Annotated in this window: 16 protein-coding genes and 2 pseudogenes; 13 read left to right on the top strand and 5 right to left on the bottom strand. The window is 54.4% G+C overall.

Features of this window, described 5'->3' with window-relative positions:
* Positions 1-2: 2 nt before the first annotated feature.
* Both AU381_RS17270 and AU381_RS17275 read left to right on the top strand, forming a co-directional pair.
* Complete coding sequence (locus tag AU381_RS17270; RefSeq protein WP_064242966.1) at positions 3-245, top strand: hypothetical protein; 243 nt, start codon at positions 3-5, stop codon at positions 243-245.
* Positions 246-290: 45 nt separating this feature from the next.
* Positions 291-509 carry a hypothetical protein gene (locus AU381_RS17275; protein WP_064242967.1) on the top strand — a complete coding sequence of 73 codons (219 nt, stop codon included), beginning with the start codon at positions 291-293 and terminating at the stop codon, positions 507-509.
* Between the two features lie 26 nt (positions 510-535).
* Here the strand turns inward: AU381_RS17275 and AU381_RS17280 are convergent, their stop codons facing one another.
* The gene (locus tag AU381_RS17280) at positions 536-967 is read right to left on the bottom strand and encodes a gamma-glutamylcyclotransferase family protein (protein ID WP_244520083.1); all 432 of its coding nucleotides are present in this window, start codon (positions 965-967) and stop codon (positions 536-538) included.
* A gap of 179 nt (positions 968-1,146) precedes the next feature.
* On the opposite strand from AU381_RS17280, the pseudogene AU381_RS17285 reads away from it, so the two are divergent.
* The 7 genes and pseudogenes from AU381_RS17285 to panD form a co-directional block, all read left to right on the top strand.
* A pseudogene (locus tag AU381_RS17285) lies at positions 1,147-1,668 on the top strand (thymidylate synthase); the annotation flags it as partial.
* Positions 1,669-1,837: 169 nt separating this feature from the next.
* Positions 1,838-2,782, top strand: a complete 945-nt coding sequence (thyA, locus tag AU381_RS17290) for a thymidylate synthase (RefSeq protein ID WP_064242968.1) — start codon at positions 1,838-1,840, stop codon at positions 2,780-2,782.
* Between the two features lie 217 nt (positions 2,783-2,999).
* Positions 3,000-6,188, top strand: coding sequence for a hypothetical protein (locus tag AU381_RS17300; RefSeq protein ID WP_156528622.1), 3,189 nt, complete (start codon positions 3,000-3,002; stop codon positions 6,186-6,188).
* The gene (locus tag AU381_RS17305) at positions 6,188-8,170 is read left to right on the top strand and encodes a hypothetical protein (RefSeq protein WP_064242971.1); all 1,983 of its coding nucleotides are present in this window, start codon (positions 6,188-6,190) and stop codon (positions 8,168-8,170) included. Before AU381_RS17300 ends, AU381_RS17305 begins: the two co-directional genes overlap by 1 nt.
* Before the next feature lie 31 nt (positions 8,171-8,201).
* The gene (locus AU381_RS17310; RefSeq protein WP_064242972.1) at positions 8,202-8,750 is read left to right on the top strand and encodes a hypothetical protein; all 549 of its coding nucleotides are present in this window, start codon (positions 8,202-8,204) and stop codon (positions 8,748-8,750) included.
* Between the two features lie 4 nt (positions 8,751-8,754).
* Entirely contained in the window at positions 8,755-10,467 is a 1,713-nt protein-coding gene (locus AU381_RS17315) for a tyrosine-type recombinase/integrase (protein WP_064242973.1), read from the top strand.
* 140 nt (positions 10,468-10,607) lie between these two features.
* A pseudogene (gene panD, locus AU381_RS17320) lies at positions 10,608-11,028 on the top strand (aspartate 1-decarboxylase).
* On the opposite strand, the gene AU381_RS17325 reads toward panD, so the two are convergent.
* Positions 10,986-13,049, bottom strand: coding sequence for an ATP-binding protein (locus AU381_RS17325; RefSeq protein ID WP_064242974.1), 2,064 nt, complete (start codon positions 13,047-13,049; stop codon positions 10,986-10,988). The pseudogene panD and the gene AU381_RS17325 sit on opposite strands and share 43 nt — an antisense overlap.
* A 483-nt stretch (positions 13,050-13,532) precedes the next feature.
* The gene (locus AU381_RS17330; protein WP_064242975.1) at positions 13,533-14,729 is read right to left on the bottom strand and encodes a Fic family protein; all 1,197 of its coding nucleotides are present in this window, start codon (positions 14,727-14,729) and stop codon (positions 13,533-13,535) included.
* A 163-nt stretch (positions 14,730-14,892) separates the two neighbouring features.
* On the opposite strand from AU381_RS17330, the gene AU381_RS28720 reads away from it, so the two are divergent.
* Positions 14,893-15,132, top strand: a complete 240-nt coding sequence (locus tag AU381_RS28720; RefSeq protein ID WP_082910109.1) for a hypothetical protein — start codon at positions 14,893-14,895, stop codon at positions 15,130-15,132.
* 175 nt (positions 15,133-15,307) lie between these two features.
* Here the strand turns inward: AU381_RS28720 and AU381_RS17335 are convergent, their stop codons facing one another.
* Together AU381_RS17335 and AU381_RS17340 are read right to left on the bottom strand one after the other, a co-directional pair.
* On the bottom strand, positions 15,308-15,991 hold the full coding sequence (locus AU381_RS17335) for a nucleotidyltransferase domain-containing protein (RefSeq protein WP_064242976.1): 684 nt from the start codon (positions 15,989-15,991) through the stop codon (positions 15,308-15,310).
* Positions 15,992-16,019: 28 nt separating this feature from the next.
* Positions 16,020-16,937: a helix-turn-helix transcriptional regulator gene (locus tag AU381_RS17340; protein WP_064242977.1), complete on the bottom strand. Its 918-nt coding sequence runs from the start codon at positions 16,935-16,937 to the stop codon at positions 16,020-16,022.
* 245 nt (positions 16,938-17,182) lie between these two features.
* Here AU381_RS17340 and AU381_RS17345 point away from each other — a divergent pair, with 245 nt between their 5' ends.
* From AU381_RS17345 to AU381_RS17355, 3 genes are read left to right on the top strand one after another with little or no spacing between them, the layout of a single operon-like run.
* On the top strand, positions 17,183-18,751 hold the full coding sequence (locus AU381_RS17345; RefSeq protein ID WP_064242978.1) for an adenylate/guanylate cyclase domain-containing protein: 1,569 nt from the start codon (positions 17,183-17,185) through the stop codon (positions 18,749-18,751).
* Positions 18,744-20,585 (top strand): ThiF family adenylyltransferase, encoded by a 1,842-nt coding sequence (locus AU381_RS17350; RefSeq protein WP_064242979.1) that lies wholly within the window; start codon positions 18,744-18,746, stop codon positions 20,583-20,585. The genes AU381_RS17345 and AU381_RS17350 overlap by 8 nt, the downstream gene beginning before the upstream one ends.
* On the top strand, positions 20,582-21,514 hold the full coding sequence (locus AU381_RS17355; RefSeq protein ID WP_064242980.1) for a TIR domain-containing protein: 933 nt from the start codon (positions 20,582-20,584) through the stop codon (positions 21,512-21,514). The genes AU381_RS17350 and AU381_RS17355 overlap by 4 nt, the downstream gene beginning before the upstream one ends.
* Positions 21,515-21,613 lie beyond the last annotated feature (99 nt).

Here is a 21,613-nt window from a genome sequence, read left to right on the forward strand (position 1 = left end):
TCATGGTCGGCAGGAAGACACACGAACAGCAGCAACGCATAATTCAAGGCCGCGAGAAGACATCGAATGCCGGCAAGGACTTCAAAGCCGAAGCAGAGCTCAAACGCTCCGATGCGCTCCGCAAGGCCGAGCGCAAGGGGCAGAAGCTCGACACGGCGCATGCCGATGCGCGCGAGGAGAATGATCGCAGCATCCGGCGAGGGGAAAATCAGGAAAGCAGGCATCACAAGGACGCCGGCCGATAGACGCCTGAGTTCGTTCAATTCGAAATACTGCGAAAGGAGATGGCCATGGCTAATGCCAGTCGCAAGAACATGGGAAAACCGGATAACGGAAAGGGCTCCGGCAGCGGCGCACGAACCAACGTGAAAGAGGGGATGCTCGGCGAAAACGACGTTCTGTCCAACCGCGACAAGGCACAGAACTCTGAAGCCAGGGGCCTGGACCAGAACGCCACGAAGACAGAACAATACCAGGACCATGCCGGCAACCGGCGTCCTGCGAAATAGGCGGCCTGTCGGGAAAGGCCTGCGCTTCATCCATCGATATTACAGGCGGTGCCAGGGCGGGACGAAGCGCCTGTCCTTGTAAGATCGCAGATATCCGGTGTGGACGGGAACGGCCAGGATCCTTGCCTTGAAATAGGCGCCTCGCAGCTGCGGCCCGGCCGCAGCGGCACGACACGAATACTGCGTCGAAAATTGCCCGGCTCACCGATCGACTCCATGCGATCGAGACGCTCGAGCGTAGCGGGATCGACCTGGTAGAGCTCCCCGCTGACATGCAACCCGCTGCCCGGTTCATAGAACATCATCGGGGCGAACCAGGGTCCAGCGACAAGCATCGGGTAGTTCGTGGCGGTGCGATAAAGCCCAAGGCAGGTGGCATGGGACAGGCCGCGCCTATGCAGCGGAAAGCCTTTCTTCAACGTGCCGAAGACGAAGACGAGCTGAGCTGTGGCTATCAAGCGAAAGATCCGATTGCAGTGGTCCTCCCAACGTCCAAGGCTACCGGGTGTTCCCCGGCCTACGCCTGGCGCCACATGCGATAGATAGCCAAATTGCGGGAAAACGTCGCCGCGCCATTGGTTCGCCGGTCGCTTCGTCCTATTTTCAGGACAAGAACGAATCGGCGGTGCGAAGGACCATGCGGCAGTATCTCGAGCTTCTCGACCATGTGATGAGCAACGGAACCGACCGCGGAGACCGGACGGGCACCGGCACGCGTTCCGTCTTCGGCTATCAGATGCGCTTCGATCTCTCGGAAGGTTTTCCGGCGCTGACGACCAAGAAGCTGCATCTGCGTTCGATCATCCACGAACTTCTATGGTTCCTGAAGGGCGAGACCAATATCGCCTATCTGAAGGAGAACGGCGTCAGCATCTGGGACGAGTGGGCGGATGAAAGGGGCGAACTCGGACCCGTCTACGGATATCAGTGGCGATCCTGGCCGACGCCCGCCGGCGGCCACATCGACCAGATCGCCGGGCTGATCGAGAGCCTGAAAACCAACCCGAATTCCCGTCGGCACATCGTGTCGGCCTGGAACCCGGCGCTTGTCGACGAGATGGCGCTGCCGCCCTGCCATTGCCTGTTCCAGTTCTATGTGGCGGACGGCAAGCTCTCCTGCCAGCTGTATCAGCGCTCCGGCGACATCTTCCTGGGCGTGAAGGACTTTTCCTGCATAGGTTTCATACCTTTTGTACTAACTAGCTGGTTTAGAAGGATAAAGCGGGTTTTTGAACCGGTACCGGTACCATCTGCAATCTGATAAGCTGCCGCCGGTTTGAGCCGTATTTGCCTCGCCGATATCACAATGTCTTCCACGGGTAGAAGAAATGCGCCGCCATCCCGAATATCAGTACCTCGACCTCATTCAGCATCTGCTCGACAACGGTGATCGACGCATCGATCGTACCGGCGTCGGCACGCTGTCGATGTTCGGCGCGATGATGCGGTTCGATCTCTCGGATGCAACATTTCCTGTCTACACAACAAAACGAGTTTTCTGGAAGACAGCGGTCAAGGAGATGCTTTGGTTCCTGACTGGTCAGACGAACATTCAGTCGCTTCTGAAGGAAAACGTACGCATTTGGACCGACTGGCCGTTGGACAAATACAGGAAGTCGACCGGCGACATGATCTCGCAAGACGCATTCGAGAGTAAAATTCTTTCGGACGATGGTTTCGCAGCGACTTGGGGCGATCTTGGGCCGGTTTACGGAAAACAATGGAGAAAGTGGGTCGATTCAACCGGCAAGGAGCACGACCAGATAGCCACGCTGATCCATACGTTAAAAACAAACCCAGCAAGTCGCCGTATGCTCTTTCACGCTTGGAATGTGGGAGAGCTAGATCAAATGGCTTTGAATCCTTGCCACATGACATATCAATTCTACGCCAGTGAACTTTCGGATAGTAGTTCGGGCGATGGATCAGTGGGTGAGGGTACTCGGGGAAAGCTATCGCTGATGGTTGGACAGAGGTCCTGCGATATTGCGCTGGGGAATCCCTTCAATATCGCCCAGGAAGCCGCTCTATTGCATATGGTCGCGCAGCAGGTCGATATGACACCTGGCCAATTGATTTGGGTTGGCGGTGATGTTCACCTCTACCTAAATCACCTTGAGTACGCTCACACTATCCTCGCTCGTGAGCCGCGACCTTTTCCCAAACTTCGTTTGGCAAGGCGTCCTGAATCGATCGATCAATATAAGATCGAAGATTTCGAAGTGACGGGATATGATCCGCACGCCTCGATTGATGCGCCTGTTGCTGTCTGAGGTCGGCGCGGAGGATAGAAAAAAGTAACCCTTTGCAAACCGTATTCATATATTAGTGTTCGCTAACGGAATAGTCCCTGACTGGTTGGCTCGATCAACCGTCTCCGAGCGACGTGTCTATGAAAACCAATTGTAAATAAATGAAACCTACTCCGGAAGCATCGCTCACCGGAGGGTTCATACTTTGTGTGAAGATACTGTGCACGACGAGGGGGCGTTGGAAGCCAGTCACCTCTCCTCGGTGGAAAGTTTTGATGAGGCGAAGGCTGTACTCGCGACTGTTAGAATAGAGGTCAAAAAAACGGGCCCAGCCGACGATGGCCATCGCGTTCTGTCTCCGATGTACATCGGTGCCGCTGACGATACTTTGGACGCGCCTGTTGATAGAAGCGCCCCATTGAGTGACATCCAAGCGGAGGTAGTTTCCCGTTTCCCGTCGCTTGTCCGCCATCAATTCTACGCACCAGGCACCAGCAGTGCGAGAATCGTTTCCTTCCTCAACGAGAGCTTGTTGAAAGGATCGGTGCCCCGTAAGCCGAAGTCCCGCGCCAAGATAAGCCGATTGAGGGTAGCTAGTTCGGTTGGACTTCACCGTGCGACAGTATCAAAGCGCTCTAGTAGCGGCATCTTCTCAGATTACGAAGCGGTTCTTGAACCGGTACATCCAGCAAGTTCGGCTCAAACTACAGAAAACTACGAGACTATTGGTCCGATTGAAAGTTTGACCGGTGCGGCTCACTATGTTGCGGTGAATTTTCCGTCGCTGCTGAAACATCAATTCTATGCAGTGGGCTCAAGCTACCGAGCTGTAGCTGATGTGCTGAACGAACAAATAGTGAGCGGAACAGTTGAGCGGGTACGTGGTGGGAAAATAAGCCGGGCACGCGTTGCAGAGAAACTCGGTTTCACAAAAAGCGCAATGACGCACTATCTGGCAATGTTCCATGACTACGAGGACGCTCTCGGCGGCCGGGAGTCAGAGGTAGAGGGAAAAATCCCAGCATTTCGTGCTTGGCTTCGTGAAAAGCTGAATTGCGGGCAGCTGGAAGTGCGGGATGGCAGAATAAACCGGCAGGTGGTGGGGGACCAGTTCGGAATACCAAAGCTTTCTTCCGCCGCTGGGCGCTATCCACGCCTTGGTGAGCTTTTAGCCGAGTTAGACGAAGAGGTTACTGCCACCGGATATAAGGGGCGGGGTGTAGATTCTAAATTGTTGGAGCTGCGGACTCTGCTAGCGCAGCATCCTCCGCTTCTTAATGACAAGCTGACGATCAATCGAAAAGCGCTCTCAGCCGCCACTGGTATAACGATCAGTGTACTACGCCGCCCTCCGTATTCGGAGGAAATCAAAGCGGCCGAAGCATTGATTAGGGAGAATTGTGAGCGAGACCCGCTCGTGATCTTGGTGGGCGGACGGGTCCTGGAGTTTCATGACCTTCTTAGGAAGGGGTGGCCCAGAGAATATGTTCTCCGACTCAAAATCCGGTTTCTTAAGATATTCGGGAAAGGACGCAAAGATAGGGCATCAGGGCACCTATCAGCGCTGATGGAACTACTCGATTACATTGCGAGCAATCAGTCTCCTGCTTGCCAAACGATTTTCAACGGCCTTTCAAGCGGAACATCGGTCAAGCTGATCGAACGTGATTTTGACCGCGCTGTTATAGAATACGCTAGTCACCTCTCGGAGAGATATTTGGACCCGGCCTATTGTAGGACGCGGGTATCGATGACGAACGTCGCGATCCGTCACATGAGCGCCGATGGATTGCTGCCAAACCTTTCACTTCGGCTTAAAACAGTAGGGAGGCGCGGGTCGTCCCATATTCCAACCATCGTAGAGGCGAAGGAGGGCACATCGCTTGAACCCAGAAAAGCCAGTGTCGACGACTATCTGATTTTCGCAACCTCAATGCTCAAGCAAGCTTCTGAGCTAAGGCAAATCGAGTTGGAGCGAGGTGAACAAAGCGCGTTCAACGAAATTCTGAGAAAGGAGTTGGAGAATGAGCCGTACACAGCGATTGATAACCCCGCGACTCTCATTCTGCGGATTCTTAACCGCCGTTTGGACCTGATCAAACGCGCCGCCGTCAGTGTTGTGGACAATGCGATCCAGGTTTGGAAACGAGGTCAGCAGCTACTTGAGATTGGGGTTGATCCTGGCGACGTTTTCGACACACTGCTAGCAATCCCTCCAAGAGGACCAGGTTACGTCCAACTACTGAATGAAGCCTTCCCAGACGGCGACCGAACGGATCAGGGCCTCGCGAACCTGCTAAAGATCGTCGCGACGCGCTACAATTACGTCTATCCTGCGGATAAAGTCGACTGGCGACCGACAACAAATTTCTTCAGGAGACGCGCATATCAATACGGAGGTTCGCGAACGCTCCAATCGTATCTGACGCCATCTCAGGAGGCTGTCTCCGCCGTACTAACGCTGTATCTGCTGGAATCAGGCAGTAATGTTTCCGTCGGTCGAACTCTCTTTTTTGAGTGTATTGAGGTCACGGAGGAACCTCATCATAGCAAAGTCACGGGTTTCAAGGCTCGGGCTCGGGGCAAGCCCATCTTCGCTGTAATGCAGGACCGATGTGACGCGCTTCGCGCGATGAGGTGGGTCCAGGAAGCGGTTAGCAAAATTCCGAACCTCGATCGCGAAACGAAGCGCTTTTTATTTATCGCCAAAAGTCACGGTGAAGCATTCAAGCTGATCGAGGACTTTAGCTTTCGTGCCAACTTTAAATCGCTCATCGCCTCGATACCAGAACTAGCCAACCTTAATCTCTCTCCAAGGATGTTGCGGCCGTCGATCTTGTTGAAGGCAGCCTTGGAATCGGATCGACGTGTCGGTCTTTCGCAGGCCATCGGGCAGCACGGCAGAACGGTCCACGAAGGCTACATTTACAGATACCCGACACGCTTCTTGCGAGACGCTGAGGTCCGGCATTTTCAGCACTCACTAGAAACGGTCGTTATCAGAAATATAGCAGAGGCTCACTCGTTCTTGGGCGTCGACCATGACAGCTTGGGCGAGCGGATTGAAGGCTTGATGAAAACTGGCCTGGGCACGTTCTGCAAAGACCGAAATGGCAGGCCCGGGAACGAGGGGAGTACATGCAAGTCCTTGGACTGTTGGGACGATTGTCCCCAATTGATTGTCATCGCAGAAAAGAACGAAATCGCCATTCTCCAAATTTGGCAACACTCCCTTCGGATCGTTGAGGGGGACTGGGTGCGTGACCAGCCAGAACGTTGGGAAATGCTCTGGCTCCCATGGCTGTGCTTCCTCGATGCCGTTGAAGTGAAAATGCGTCAGTCCTTTGGACCGGTTTGGCGCGATGCCACAGCTATCTCGCAAGCGTTGATTAACTCCCCAAATTTCGAGCCAAGGAGACCACTCTAATGCCCGTCGCGTTGAGCGCGCGTCCGCTTAAAAGGGGCCAAGGCATCGATCCAACATCACGCAGGCGTGACTGGTTGGATGGCTACGAGTTCTCGAAGTGGACCATCATCGATACAATCGGATCAGGCAAAGCAGAAACTGTGGACTTTGATGTTCGCATGGCTGATGGACGTTCGCTGCTACAGCACGATGATCTCTATCGAACCGCGAAGGAGTTCAGTTTCTGGATACGCGCGAGCACGTATTCGGACATCAGGGATGCGATCAATCACAAGTGGTATTGCGAGTACATGCTACGGCTGTGCTACGGACTGACCGCAAGAGGTTTCGCGTCATTCGCCTCTCTTCGCTCCGTCGACATAGACTTGATCTGCGAGGAAGCGGCCTTTGGAATCGACGGCCTGACCTCGGCGTCAAGACGCATGAAAGCTATGCTCGCTGAATTCAAATCGTGGGAGGAGGTGCCGGAAAACCTGATGAAAGGAAAGGCGTTTGACGTCATGGCAGTGGGGAACGTTCTTTATCTGCCGTTGAATTGGAATGTGCGTGAACTCAGGTCTGAAGCGTACGCCGCAACGCAGAGACTGAACGGAAATCAGTATTCTTCAGTCGCTGACCTCAAAGAAGAGCCCGTTAACGCTAACCAGATTGCCAAAGTAACAAGGATATTCGATGCGCTCTTCGCGCTGCGTCACGTTATGGAATGTACGTGCATTTCGTTCCGGCCTTTCCCGGAAGGGCCATCGAAGCGTGCGACGGAACTGGGTAAAGCGGCCACTCGAACGCCAATTCCGCCGCCAGAACTTGCTCTCCGTCTAATGGAGAACTCCACGCGCTATCTCATCGAGCATAGCGATCATGTAATCGCAAGCTATCACGACATACTAGCCCTAATTCGGTCAGGGGTTCACGCACGCAAACGAGCGGAAGCTGTGCGGCGGTATATAAACGCGATTAGCGTAGCTTGCTACATCTTAATTGCCACGTTCACCGCGAGGAGAACCGAAGAGATCAAGATGCTTGAGCGTGATTGCGTCGCCGGGAACGACAGCGATGGCTGGTGGATGAAGGTCTACATTGAGAAGACCGAACGCGAACGTACTTGGATACCCGTACCTAATCTTGTTGCGAAAGCGGTGAAGATTCTCAGGCAGTTGTCGGGCAGCGGCGAGGGCAATCCAGCTGGGCTGTTGTTCGACTATGTCGATCCCGTTCTCAAGCGCAATGTCACTCTGGCACCTGAAGAACATCTGAACGCTTTCGCAGATTCGGTAGGTGCTGTGGAGTATGTTCATCACGACACGGGGGAAACTCGAAGCTGGAGCTGGCTTACCCGTCAGTTCCGCCGGTTCTTTGCAGTCCTTTTCCACTATCGGTACAAAGGAAAGCTTTCCACGCTTGCCCATCAGTTGCGGCATTTCGATTCACAGATGACCAACGACTACGTCACCCTTGATCCCGATAATTCGAAAATTTGGCTCCAGGAAGTCAGCAATTTCCAAGTTGATATTGCCCGCGATATCGTAACTGGCCGTACTACCTACACCGGCCCTATGGGCAAGCGATTGAACAATCTGGTCAAGCGACTCCGATCGTTGAAAGTCGATGTTGTTTCTGAGGTTGCAGGAAGAGCGTTAGTCCGCCAGTTGCGAAAAGGTCAGCACATTCTGTCGCCCAAGAGCTGGGTCACCTGTACCTGCCCAAACAACAAACAAGGCTGCATCAAAGCTGCATGCCGAAAGGTTGCCGGTTACGACGAGAACGATATCGGTCCGGACTTTTCAACCGCCGGTCCGTCCGTATGTCCTGAGTGTCCATTTGCGATGATCGGCCCAGAGAACCTTGCGTACATCGATGAGCAAATCACGCTCGCGTCCGCTCAGGTGGACGCAGCAGGCGGTGAGGCCACCATATTTGGAGAGCTTCAGGCTGCCAACCTTATCACGATCACAGGTTTTCGAGAGAAAGCCACCGCCGCGTGAAATCTTTCCGCGAAGCTGATTGGGGACTGTTATGTCGAAAATGCCGGAATTCGAGGCGATGAAAGCGCTTTTTGCCCGGTGGAACGAGACCGGTGTGCCTAAGGGGATCACATACCCCAAGTCTCAGAGCGATGCCGTAGGGTGGTCCTGTAAAGAGTTTGGTATCAAGGGGATCGGCTCCCGTCGGGAATTCAGAACAACCCACGAGACTTATGGACCAATCGTCAAGGAGATTAAGGAGCTGATAGCTGGGCTGAAGCCCGAAACCGCAGTGTATAAGCCGAACCCGAAGGTTGAGGCAGCGACCAACCCCGCTCGGAAAAAACGCACATACAAGACGCAAAAAGCACGACGGCGCGCCGCCGAGGTTAAGCAAGCCGAATACCAGGTGATTCTAGAAAGCGAACTAAAGAAGCACCAGGAGGATAGGGAGGAATTGTCTGCTGCCCGGCGGGACTTGATTGTTGAACAGCAGCTCTCGGAAAGGCTGCGGGGTGAAGTGGCGAAGCTTGAGGCTGAGGTCGCCCGATTGAAGCAGATGCTTGTGGGAAGAGGCAGTGTGCTTCAACTGGTGGATTGACGATATGGACACCGAATGGAGTCCGTTTGACATCGCGGTCGCAAAAGGGCCATCGACGTCAAACCAGTCGAAGAGTGATCTATTCTATGCTGCGCTGACCGCGATCCTGGAGGTCTGTGATCCGGCCGAGGTACCAGCATACAATGGGCGGTTCTCTCGCGAATGGTTTTCGGATCAGATTGGCTGCTCGACGTCTACACTCACGACCAGTACTCGGCTGAGGAAAGCGCTGTCGCTTTGGGAGGCAAAACATCGCTTAAAGATGGTCAGCACAACGCCCAGACTGGAGGATGACGACACGAACGTCGCTGACCTATCCACACATCGTTCAGCTGGCATTATTCTCAAAATACCGGTCACCATTGCTCGCGCGAAACGGCCGCAAACCAAAGACGTCCCGACACTTGTCTGGCTGGACGGAATGGACGATTGGGTCGCCGATTATGCTCGGTACCTTGTGTTCAAAGGCAGGAAGGCGGTTTCGAGCGTCGAGGAGACCGTGAAAAAGCTACGGCCATTCCGTCGCTTTCAGCGGAAATTCAAGGTTCCGTACGATCAGGTGAATGATGACTTCCTTGTTGCTTGGCAAGCAGAGATGGCCTCACACGCGAGGTCAACAGTCAAACGTCAGAACGAGTGCCTATCGGCCGTGCACGATTTTTTGAAGTGGGCACAGTCCGTGGGTTTCCTCAAGAACCACGTCCAAGTTGCCGCAAAGCAGGACTATCCGGGCCTAAGTCAGGACTACGTGTTTCCCATATCGAGCGAGGAGGTTCTGGTCGCTGGCAAGTATGGCAAGACATACTCAAAATGGGTGTCCACGCTGACGGGTGGGGGTCAGGAAAGCACATATGGCAGGCGCAACACGCCCACCTCGGAGCAAGTGCTGCGACTAGGGGAGGTTGTGGAAGCCCATAAACGCAACAGCGTTCGTAACAAGCTAATGATGGACTGGGCACTTTTCACGGGAGCGCGAGTTAGCGAGTTGCTTCAGATTAAGGAGTCCCATCTTCCGCCATTCCATGACATTCAGTCTTTTTTTGATGATACGGGACAACTAAAGGTCTTCGAAATATGGGTCGAGCGAAAGAATCGCGGCATGGCACGCCTGCGTGTACCTGGCGATCTCGCGCTTCGAACGGCGGAGTACATAGCCGAGGACTCTGAGCGGCTCCAGATTATCGCCAATGAACTCTCCGGAGAAAGGCGTAACGATCGTTTCGTATTCTTATCTGAGCGCGGCGACGTACTCCATCCGGACAGCGTCACACGTATTTTCGGAAAGTTTTTCCGGCTTGCAGGAATCAAAAAGGGAAACATTCATCGCCTTCGGGCTAAGTACATCACTGAGGTAATCGAGTTTCAGCTCGACCGCCTAGCCGAACGTGGAATCGAATGTGATCCTACATCTAGTTGGGCGAATACGGTCCTAATTACTGCCGCGCAATTGATGGGGCATTCCCACCCCATTTCGCTAATGCCGTACCTAAACGAGATTCTTCAGAAACGCATGACGACAGATGGCAAAATCGAACCTCGTTCGGTCGAAGTCCGTGAGCGATCGCTCAATAATCTAATTCAACAATTGGACAGGAGATTGACGCATCATAGGGGCCTCGCCGAGGCAGCAAGGCTGATGCAGGAGAAGCGCTATGTAGAAGCCAGAGAAATCGTCGGGGATATCTTCGACCAGCTGAGCGACCTTGCGAACGTATAGCCCCACCAACATGGTGTCCGCGCTCGGAGCCGGATGCGTTTTCCGAGAGGGCGGTGCGGCGCTTTGTGGCAGCTCAACGCCTTCCGATGGGTCCATCACTCCTCTAATAAAGCCCTCGATGAAATGTGAGGCGAGGGAATATGAGAAAATTGGTCGCCGGCAAGCTGCACGGAATCTACGTAACCGAAGCCAACCTCAACTATCATGGCTCGATCACACTGGATCCTGACCATTGTGAGGAAGCTGGCATACTGCCGATGGAGTTCGTCGAGATCTGGAACAAGAACTCCCGGTGCCAGAATTTCGACCTACGTCATCCTTGGTGAGCGTGGTTCGAGGTGCTGCATTCTCAATGGCGCTGCGGCGCGTACCTGCCAGCCAGGTGACCAGGTCATCATCTGCAACTCGGTCTATCTGGATGAGAATCGGATTACGTCGCTGAAGCCAAAGATTCTGACGTTCGATGAGAACAATCACATTCGGGATCGCATGAGCTTCCCAAAGAACGGGGGGCCAATTTATGGCTTCGATTTCTGCGATCGGCTGAGCCCCGCCGCATGAAGCGTTGCTACGTTTCGAGCCCAAGCGTCATTCACCAGATCTTGCCATTGGATGACCTCAATGGTCGAGCCCTTGAACTCATTGTCCAGGCTTCGAATGCGACCTTCGCCGTTTGCCGTGGTTGACCAGCCATCCAACTGATCTTTCAGGTCGCCCCTGATGTCCGCCACGACGTAGCAATGGAAGATGCAGTCTTTGGCGATGCGGACGTTTTGGCGATTGAACGTCTCAATCTCCCCGTTCTTCAGCTGACGCAGATATTTCGTGATCTGCAGCTCCAGAAGGTCCTCGACCTTCTTGTACTGCGTCCGGCCAGGTCGTTTGAATTCAACGATCATAGCCTTGCGCAGCGGCTCCGACGCGTCGAATTCCTCGTTATCATCAGACGGATCTACTACGCCAAGTCCATGGGCAAGGTTCCAGACCAGAAGGTCAGGTCGAATGTCAGTCCCTCCGCTCTTCAAGGTCTCAGCCAATCGCTGGTCAGAGGAGAAGGAGCGCGTGAAAGCCAGCCGCTCGTCCACAATCCAGAGGTCGTGGGCGCTTGCTTCTACCTTGCTGGGATCGCTGCCGTTAAGACGCATCGGGACGATCAGCGAGTGTAGAGTGCTTTCCAGATGGAAATCCTCCTCCTTGTCCCCGCGATCCCTTATCCTTCTTATGAGCCTCTCCAGCAACTCCAACACCAGTTTTCGGCGCACGACATGCTGTGCCAGGGCCAACCGCTCCGAATTCTGGACCTCCTGCGCAGCCTTGATGACGGTCTCTGCAAACTTCTCGGAAACACTCTGCCCCTCTTCGAGGAGCTTGATAACCTTTTCGATATCGTTCTGCCGGGCCTCGTCCCGGCGGATTTGATACTTGACCAAGCCGGTGGCGAATTCCTCAGCACTGCGGGCACCGAAAGGCACGCGATCCAACTGCGTATCCTCGTCCGCGAAATCGTAGATGGGATATCGCTGAACGAAGTCGCGATAGTCCTCGCGCCGAGCGTCGGAATACTCCGCAATCTGTTCAGTCAGGAAGTTTTCCTTGATGAATTCAGTGCAGAACCGGATCAGCTCCTTCACCTTGGAATCGGCCAAATTGAAGGCCGTCCGACCCTCATTAACATGCCGGTTCAGGTATTCGCCCGTGATGCACCCGTGGAAGACTAGGTCCGTGTGACCATCACGCCGAACCCGGTGGATACCCAAGAGCTTGTCAATCTTGCGGGGTTCAACATTCCGCCCATCGGCAAGGAGGTGAAGTTGATGCATCCCGTCCAGACCCGTGCTGGCTTCGGGCTTGCAGGTGAAGCCGATGATATTTAGGACGCCAAATTCCTTGTGCTCGTCGGTGCTTGCCTCGAACGCTTTTCCGACCACCAGATCGGACACCGCTTCCGGGTACCGGGTGTCCTCGCCGTCGATATCGAGACGAACCTTCGGCCCTCTCGCCATTAGGAAATCGGCTATGAAATGAGCGCTGAAATATCGTTTGAACAGTTCCGCGCTCGCAGGAAATTGCTTGCGATAGTTCTCCTCGCGGAGACCCTTGAAGGCGACGACTGTGCCGGTGTTCCTTACACGAGATAGATACAGCCGTTGATCGTCCTCGCGAAGCTGTTCGTCGTTGCTCAAGAGGAAGGCAAATCCACGGTCGTGGAATGCGTCGGCATCGAGATATTTGCTTTCGATCCGGACATCACTGAACGAATCGAGCCAGAATAGTCTTCCGACGCCTTTGCCACCCCGTTCTTTCTTGAAGTCAGTATCCAGCTGACAGAAGGCATCATAGCGTTTCCCATCCAGACCAATTCCATTGTCGATGACTTCGACATCGATTTTGTCGGGGTTGCTCAGGCCCTTGACGTAAATATCGACAATGCCGTCGTGCTTGGGGTGCAAATTCTGACTATCTTCTATCGCGAATATGGCGTTGCTCACCGCCTCGAAGAGTGGCTGCATAGCTTGGGCAGTATTCGAAGGCTTTGGGAGCTTATCGACGCGATTGATCACGTTAGGTGCAAGTGTCGGCATGTATCCCCCCAAAGTTCTCAATTAGCGATAGCCCAACGTCTTGCGGTCTTCAACGGCAGGGATGGAGGCAAAACACTGCGAGGTTTAACGAACTTTAAGACAGGATTGCCAGTTAACCCGGTGTGCGCCACGGCGACTTCAATGAGAGCGCCTTCGACAAAGGGGTCGCCGCATTCGGGGTAAGCCAGAGAGCATCAAGCTTTATAAAGGTTAGGAAGAGCAGTCGTTTTTGTCGGCTCAGCCGCCGCGAACTGACTTCGAGAACCTGACAGCGCGTGCGGCTTGGACGGACACTTTAATGTGAGTGAACCACCGAAACTGGTTTGGTCGCGGACTCATCCCTGGGGCGTTCCATTTATTTCAGGAAGCTCACGGGAGAACAACTTCCCCCTTTGTCCATCAAGCAGGTGAGCGAGGTTGGGGCTCGAACACGCGAACGAGATAACGGGAAGGAAGCGCAAGTGAATCGAGCTGCTTATTGACTCACCTAGCGGAAAGGACCGCCTTTCTAATGAGAGAGACCAGGTCATCGAAGTTGCTATCATCCGCAGCTCTAAGCGCTTGGTAGTAAGGAACGCCCTTATCGATCAACACGTCCTCTTGGAGGTTCAAAAGCTCTCGGCATTGAAGCGCTAGAAGTTGTCGAGCTACACGTCCGTTCCCATCTAAGAACGGATGGATGAAGATCAGTTCCCGAAAGAATTTAGCGATAGCTAGTAACTTTTCATCATCAGGACGAGTTTTGACCTGATCGTATTCCCTATTCCAGCTTTCAGTAAGCTTCAAAAGAAGCGATGGAATTTGGTCCCATGACGGGGGTTCGAAACGGGCAGCTAGCTTTCCAACTGGATCTACAAGCCAAACCTGGGATGCTCGATATCGTCCGGCTATAGGAAGTTCGCCCAGAAGTATACGGTGCACTAGGCAGATGAGAGCGGGTGATAGGGATGAGGAAATACTTTCGTTGGTCTCGGCGCTAACTGCAATGATACCGTCGGCGATCGAGCGAACATCTGTTGCCTCCCCATTCATCACAGCTGCAACCGCATAAAGCGATTCCGCCACGATCTTGGCTTGCTGCGAGCCGAGACGACCAATCCTTTGGGTAAGATCTCTGATTGCTTTTGTGTTCGCATCGATGGCAATAGCGACTCGGTCACTGTCGGCAGAAAAATAAGCTAGCTGCTCGTTCTCGCTCATCGGAATGCCAAGATACTGCACTCGTATTCCGTAGCCTTGTGGCGAGTCGAGGACGATTCGAATTCGCTCACGATGATAGATCAAGCAAACCTTGTCATTTGTGAACGCTATTTCCTCAAGCTCTTTGCGGTTTTTCGGTGTCAAGTGTTGGTTCGTGACGAAGATAAAGCCCCGTCGCTTGTGCGCTAAAGATGCCTTAAGATCGCTGGTGAATTTTCTTTTCGTTTTCGAGAAGGATACATCGCCTTTTGGGAAGTACACGGCAGTAACGAACTCGATTTGATTTTTATAGCAAAGGATGTCTTTTCCTCCGTCACCTCCACCGAACGGTGATTGTGGATCAAGTCCTTCAAACTTTTCGAGATGTAAAATAGCTGCAGCAAGCTGTTCGGCTGTTGTTTTCTGAATCGTTGAAGCAGATAACGCTAAGTCGGTAGTGAGTTTAAGAGAGGACATACTGTTTGCCTGTTCGAAAGGCATTCCCTATCTCACCAGCCCCTAACAATTATTTAGCAACGTTTTTTTGGGGCGGCTGGCGATTGACAAGCGGCTGAACTGTGCATTTCCGTCAGATCAGGTGCTGCGGACCGATACGGGCCCATCCATCATTGCTAATACACAGCCTCTAAGGAGGAGATTGCCTATGCTTGCCGCCCAATCGTTGCCGGAAGAAATCATTGATCCGATTGAAGAAGCACTGTCATTTCACGAGGGCAATGCACGTGTCACGATCGCCACGCTCCTTGCGGATTGCGGCCATCTCAGACAGCAGCTCCGGACAGCGAAAGCTTGCATAAGCCGTGGCTTTACTCGCGGGTGGAGGCGGGGGATAGAAAAACAAGATTCAATCGTTGCACTTGGAGATCGTTCATCGGCGGCTTGATCGCCTCTGGAATGGTCAACGCACGAGGACTCTGGCTTTGTATTTTCGACAGCATTGATGCCTTTCACGTCGGCCCGCGCCTCTCCGGAGTGTTGAATCTGTTGGGTGGCTATGGGATCGCGATGACTGCTTCGACTTCCACCATGGCATTCTTGAGCGGGGTCAACGCCTCAAGTCAGCCGTAGGGCGAGGACAAAACCTGCTCGCTAAGCCTCTTTAATAGCTGGACGCCGACAAAGTTCTTGGTTTGCGCGAAGTGATGCCGCCAAACATTTTCACTGGCCGGTGGACCGAGAGGATCGCGAAGCCCCTCGAATTCGAGGAAAGATTGTAAGGCGCCTATGGTCTCCTCCGAGAAGCTTCCGTGCCTGGTCGCGATCAGCAGTTCTGTTCCGTTAAAACCCGAAAACGCTGCGAGTTTACCCGGGGCGAATACTGGACGACCTCTCATTGCTGATTTTGCGATGAGGATCGTCCGAACCGACCACGCTATCCGCTTTGCGGCCAAACCCTCGGATAGAGAATGGTGGTGGTGGACAAGGAACCACCCCATATCCGCTCCGTGTGCAATCTCAGCTTGATAGCTCGCCTTTGGTTTGAATAGACCGCGAAGAAGCCCCAAGACGTCGTTGGGATCTAGGACGCTCTTCGCTTCCAAGACGATGTGGTAGACAAAGAGGTCTCCGAGAACCGCTTTTTCTTTAAGCGTCGACAAAGGATAGTAGGTCATCGAATGGTGGCCATCTGTTACATGGTAACCACGCGCTTCGTTGGTCACCATCAACAAATCTTTGTCGGACTTTTCACCTTGATCGCCTCTGGCCCAACTGCCGTACAGAAAAATCGCTTCGATACTCATTTAGGAGGCACAACTCCGAGGCGACGGGTCATTTTCCCAAAGCCCGTTTGATAGCTTGCTTCGACAACTGACGGAATGATTTTCGAGCTTGATCGACATCCGGTCGGTTTAGGAGAACAATTTGTTGTTTGGCGGCTGGCAGCACACCCACGTCCACGTCCAGGTTGTGCTCCGACATCAGATAGAATGCCATCGAGAGGCGAACTGGTAGGAGCAACTTGTTATCAGTCATTCCATATTCGGCCGCGACGCCCTCCTGTTGGATCGGCGGCAATTCGGGGTTGGGGCCGATCTCCAGATCGACGGTATGGACCCATTCATAATCAAAATCGCTGTCCGCTGGGATTCCTCCCACCTTGCGGACTGTTCCTATGCGGTTGAGATTGTAATCTCGGAAGTCCTCATGATCGGCAGAATAGGCTCGGGCATACCAACGACTCGAATTATAAAAGAGCGCGTGCGGCGCTATGGTTCGAGTTGCGTCGGCGGTTTCGGTCAAAGAACGGTAACCGATCTCGACTTGGGTGTGATTGCGAATAGCATCCAGGATTTCAAGCAGGACGCGGGAACCCGTAGGACGCCTTTTTAACGTGGTCACATCAACCGGAGGCAACTGGTCGAACCACGTCTCTTCACGCTGCATCCACCCGCTATCAATCGCGACAAGCTGAAGGAGGAAGCGTTCGGAACTGCGTTCGATCAGTGCCGGATGATATGTGTCGGTCCTGACGTATGTCTTTTGCCCTCTATCGTAGACCATATTTCGAGGGGCAAGCCGCTCATAATGGGCGAGGTCTGACGAAGCCTGCTGAACAGAGATGTCAAAAGTGTCCCGGATATCGCCGCGATTCACGCGGCCGTTCCAAAAAAGGCGGAAGTCGATAAACTCCAAACGCTTTCGAAGCGGCCACTTCTGAGGCGCGTCATCCGAGTTTTCCACAGCCATTCTCACAATTTTTTGTCTAATTTGAATTTTATGCGTCGTATTTCTTGACGTATCGACGCGTAATACCCACTATAAGGCGCAGCATACAGCTGGGTCAATGTGTCGACGTCGCTGAGCCGTTAGGTCGAGCGACGAAGCACGGCATTATCCGACGCCCATATCGACACCAAAAGTATTTTAGTGGACTGCTTCGCCAAGGGCGGTGCAGGCAAGATCGTGTTGTCGCTGAACGACGGGGGACTGACATGGCATGGAACCGCATTCGCTCGACTGATCGCATCCGCAAAGCACTCCAATCCGTGCCTGTAGCTGGAGTAGGCGTCGAGGACTACGAGGTGCGCGCGAAACAGTTCCGTGATCCTCTTCTGCGCATCCCCCAAAATGCGGCCGTTTTGGTCCATGGTGCTCATGTTTATATACAGCTGACCGAGTACAACGGTGTTCTGCAGGACGCCAAGCGGGAAACAGTGGCTCGCAACCGTCGTGCGCTGCAGTTTCTGCACATCCACTATGCAGCTTGCGACCGCATTATCCGTGATTTCGAGGCGCAGCGCGTCGATTTCCACGGATCGCGTCTTCATGCGGTCGTCGTCACACCCACCGGGCCGGAGAATGAAGCCCTTCGTGTTGTGAAGGCTGTGGAGATGGCGCAGGCCATCGCTCGAATGGTGGAGGTCACGGGGCAGCGTGTCCATCAGGGGGAATTCAAGACCGACACCCGTATTGGCATCGACACCGGAAGAGCGATTGCCGTAAATTCGGGTCGCGGTTCTGAGCCTGAGCCGCTGTTCTTAGGTGATCCGGCAAACTACGCGGCGAAGCTGGCAGCCGGTAGCGAGCCTGGCATTTACCTGAGCGACCGTGCACGTGCTCTTCTCGGTCTTCACGCGTTGGGCACACTCGATCTTCAGAAGAACAGGGTGTTTGATGTCCGCAATGCGAAGTTCGGCCTCAGCCCCAACGCGCCCATCACGGTTTCGGATGCCCGCATCCAGACGCTATCCAACGAAGTTAAGAATACCGCCGAAGCGTATTTCCGTGACGCCGACTTCGTCTTCCACCAGCATACGCCACCGCTCTGGACGATCGATTACTCGGTTCTCGTTCCGTCAAACACCATTCATATGCCTCTTGTCTCGGTTTTCGCGGACATCGATGGTTTCACGGATTATGTTCGTCACTGCATGGCGACTGGGCAGGTTCGTCAGCTCGTCTCGAACCTGCACGCCATTCGCTATGAGTCTGCCGCCACATTGAAGCACGACTTTAAAGGGAAGAAGGTCCGCTTTATCGGCGATTGTCTTCACGGCATCGTGGCGGAAGGGACCGCGCACGAGACGGACGACCCGCGTTCGGTCTTGAGCAGCCTTCACCTTGCTGCTGGTCTGCGGTCCAGCTTCGAGCTCTGCAAAGAACTGCTTCCAGGCATTCATCAACTCGGCTTGGCCATTGGTGTGGAACTCGGACCTACGCCTGTCACCCGCCTCGGGCTACGTGGCGATATGTCTGTCAGGTGCGTAACGAGCAAGGCGGTATCAGATTCTGAAGACCTCCAGTCGGATTGTGGTGGTCGCGAAACGATGGTCGGCCAGAAGGCATTGGCCCTGCTGCCCAGCGCTCTCCGGAACCAGTTCTCCCCCAAGGGGAAGATCGCCGACCTCGATGTCGAAGAGCTTGAGAGGCTGTTGAGCGCAGGCGGCAACACGACTCACAAGGCAGTGCCTGCTGCCACAGCTTCCTCCACCGCTTGGGCCGCGAGCGCTACCATAAGCGCTGCTGCAGTTCGCAACAGCGGAGGCAACCGCCATGCGTGACAAAGCGGCGGAGTTCATGAACAGCTACGATCAAAGCGTTTTGGCCAACATTGAGACTCGGCTGGCGATTAGATGTGGGAGTGTGCCTAGTCGTCTTTGCGACGACGACCTGAAAGGCTACATCGACCGGCCGTTTGTTGCGGGGTGGCGTGTACCGGTCGTCTTCAAGGACAATGTGACCAGGCGCATCGACGTGCTTCTGTCGCCATGGTTCCCGAGCGTTGCGGCCAGGACCGCGCTGGTTGACCATCCCGGTCGGTTGACTTGGCCACATGTGGAGAGTGATGGCGTCCTTTGTCTGCTGTCGAACTCGCATGACATGGACGTCACAGATCCTGTGAACATCATCGACAATTTGATGGCTCGTTCTTGCGACTTGATTGATCAACTGCTCGACGGGGCGATTATTGAGCGCGACTTCAAAGAAGAATTTCTGACCTACTGGAACTACGACCTCAACGATCCCCGCCGAGTTCACAGCCTCCTGGATCCAAAAGGGCCAACCAGAGAGATTTATGTATGGCACGGAACTTCCATGACCGTCGTCGGAGAAAGCGAAGATCAGCTTCGTGCCTGGTTGAAGCATCGCTTCGATGGCATCAGTGAGCGGCAGCTCAACTTCGAAAGGGCCTGCTTTCTGTGGCTCGATAGTCCGCCCCTCCCGTCTGAGTATCCGCAAAACGGAAACGGGTTGCGGGAATTGGCGACGAAAGCCGGTTCTTCAGGTCTGACCACGCTTCACAGGTCTGGCAACGGTGATCATTCGTCGTTGACGGTAATTATCGGTGCTGAAGGTCGCGCCGGGCCGGGGCTGGTCGCCGTTCGGGTCGTCGGCTCGACGGCAAAAGTCGACAAGCGGACGCGCGAGAGAGGCTTCCGTAGGGGCAATGTGCCCGACGAGATAGCATTTGATCGCCTCCTGGCAACGGCCATCATCTATAGAAGAAAAGTCCTCCGCGCGGATGCGCCGTGGGTTCATGGTCGGGGCAGAGACCACCGGTCCGTTCAGCTCTCTGCTGCATCGGCCGTGGTGTTCGGATGCGGCTCAGTTGGCAGTACTGTGGCGGTAATGCTTCTGAAGGCTGGCGTCGGCGATGTCTCCGTCGTTGATACCGATGATCTTGAATGGGCGAATGTCTCTCGTCACGAGTTGGGTGGCGCTGCAGTCGGTCTGAAGAAGTCGGTCGAGCTGGCACGGCGGCTTCAGCGGGATTTTCCACATGCGACTGTCAGAGGGCACATCCACACAGTCGAAAGCGCAATCGACGACAAGGCAGAATGGCTCACCCACGCCGACCTAATCGTGTCGGCGACGGGCAGTGGCCAAGCGGACAAGGCCCTGAACGGATGGCATAAGGCGACGGGCCGCAAAGTTCCGATCGTGTATGGGTGGGCAGAACCCTTTGGGGTGGCCGGGCATGCCGTCGCCATCGGCTCTTCGGGCGGCTGCCTTAGCTCCGTTGTGAACAATGTCGGCCTATCGACCTTCGAACTGACGAAGTTCGATGAGACTGCGGCCGTCGAGGAGCCTGCATGCGGAATGCACTACGCTCCATACGGCGCAATCGAACTTGCGTTCACTAATAGTCTCATCGCGGAACTCGCGGTCGATTGTTTGCTCGGGCGTGCCGCTAACTCGACGCATCGAATGTGGGCAGGGCGGCACGAGATGCTGGAAGAAAACCACGGCGAGTGGACAATCGAAGCCCAGCAATTGTTGCGCGGGCAAACCCAAGGCGGCGCGCTTCTCACCCGCGATTGGCCTGCGTGCAAATGCTGCTCGCCACAGCTGGCCAGCACCCCAACGCCGTCGTTCCCAGGGGGAAAGTCATGAATCCGACGAGAATTATTCAGCCGGATGTCTTCGGTCGATTTGGGGGTGATCGAGGAAGGGACAAGGCGATCGACGCCCTGAAGGGCCAGCGCATTGTCCTTGGCAATGGAGCTGCTGCCGAGGAGCTATTCGTCCGGGGCGAACTGATGAATTTTATGCCCGGTGAGGTTCTCATCAAGGAGGACGATTGGTCGGATTCACTTTTCCTCCTCTTGGCGGGCGCAGTGAATATTTCCATGAAAGGTAATGACATCAACAATCGCGTCGCCGGGCAGCACGTAGGTGAAATGGCGATGATTGATCCAAGCAGGCCGCGTTCGGCCCAGGTTACAGCGACTGCACCGACCGTGGCCTTGATGATCAACGAAGAAGACTTTGCCGCCGTCGCCACCAACCACCCTGATCTGTGGCGTCAGATTGCAAAGGAACTGGCGGAAAGGCTGCGCGAGCGCTCGAAAAAGCTCCGCCAAGCGAACACGGTCCCCCATGTTTTTATCGCCTGCGCTTCCGAATCCGTTTCAGTGGCGAAAGCTATAAAACGAAAGCTCGCTGCCGACGGCGCGGAGGTGACCATTTGGACCGAGGGGGTCTTCAAACCCAACGACCACACGATGGAAAGCCTCGAAGTCCAGTTGGAATTGATGGACTTCGCCGTCGCGATCTTCAGCCCTGACGACAAAGTAAGAAGTAGAGGCAAGGAGAGATCCGCGCCGAGGGACAATACGGTCTTTGAACTCGGCCTGTTTGCTGGGAAGATTGGCCGATCGCGGTCCTTCTTTGCGGTGCCAAAGGGACAATACGTGAAAATCCCTTCAGATTTGGCTGGAATCACCTCCGTTCGATATGTTGTGGATCAGGGCACCGATTTTGACGTGGATGAGGCCTGCTCGCAGATAACCGAGAGGATCAAAGAAGAAGGGTGCCGGTAGGTGGGGTTGATCCCCACATAAAACATCAACACATATTTTCCCTGCAGCGCCTGCATTTACTTCTGGCCGCATGTGCACCATGTTAGAACGATCCTGCTC

The organism is Sinorhizobium glycinis (genome assembly GCF_001651865.1).
GTDB classification, from domain to species: Bacteria; Pseudomonadota; Alphaproteobacteria; order Rhizobiales; family Rhizobiaceae; genus Sinorhizobium; species Sinorhizobium glycinis.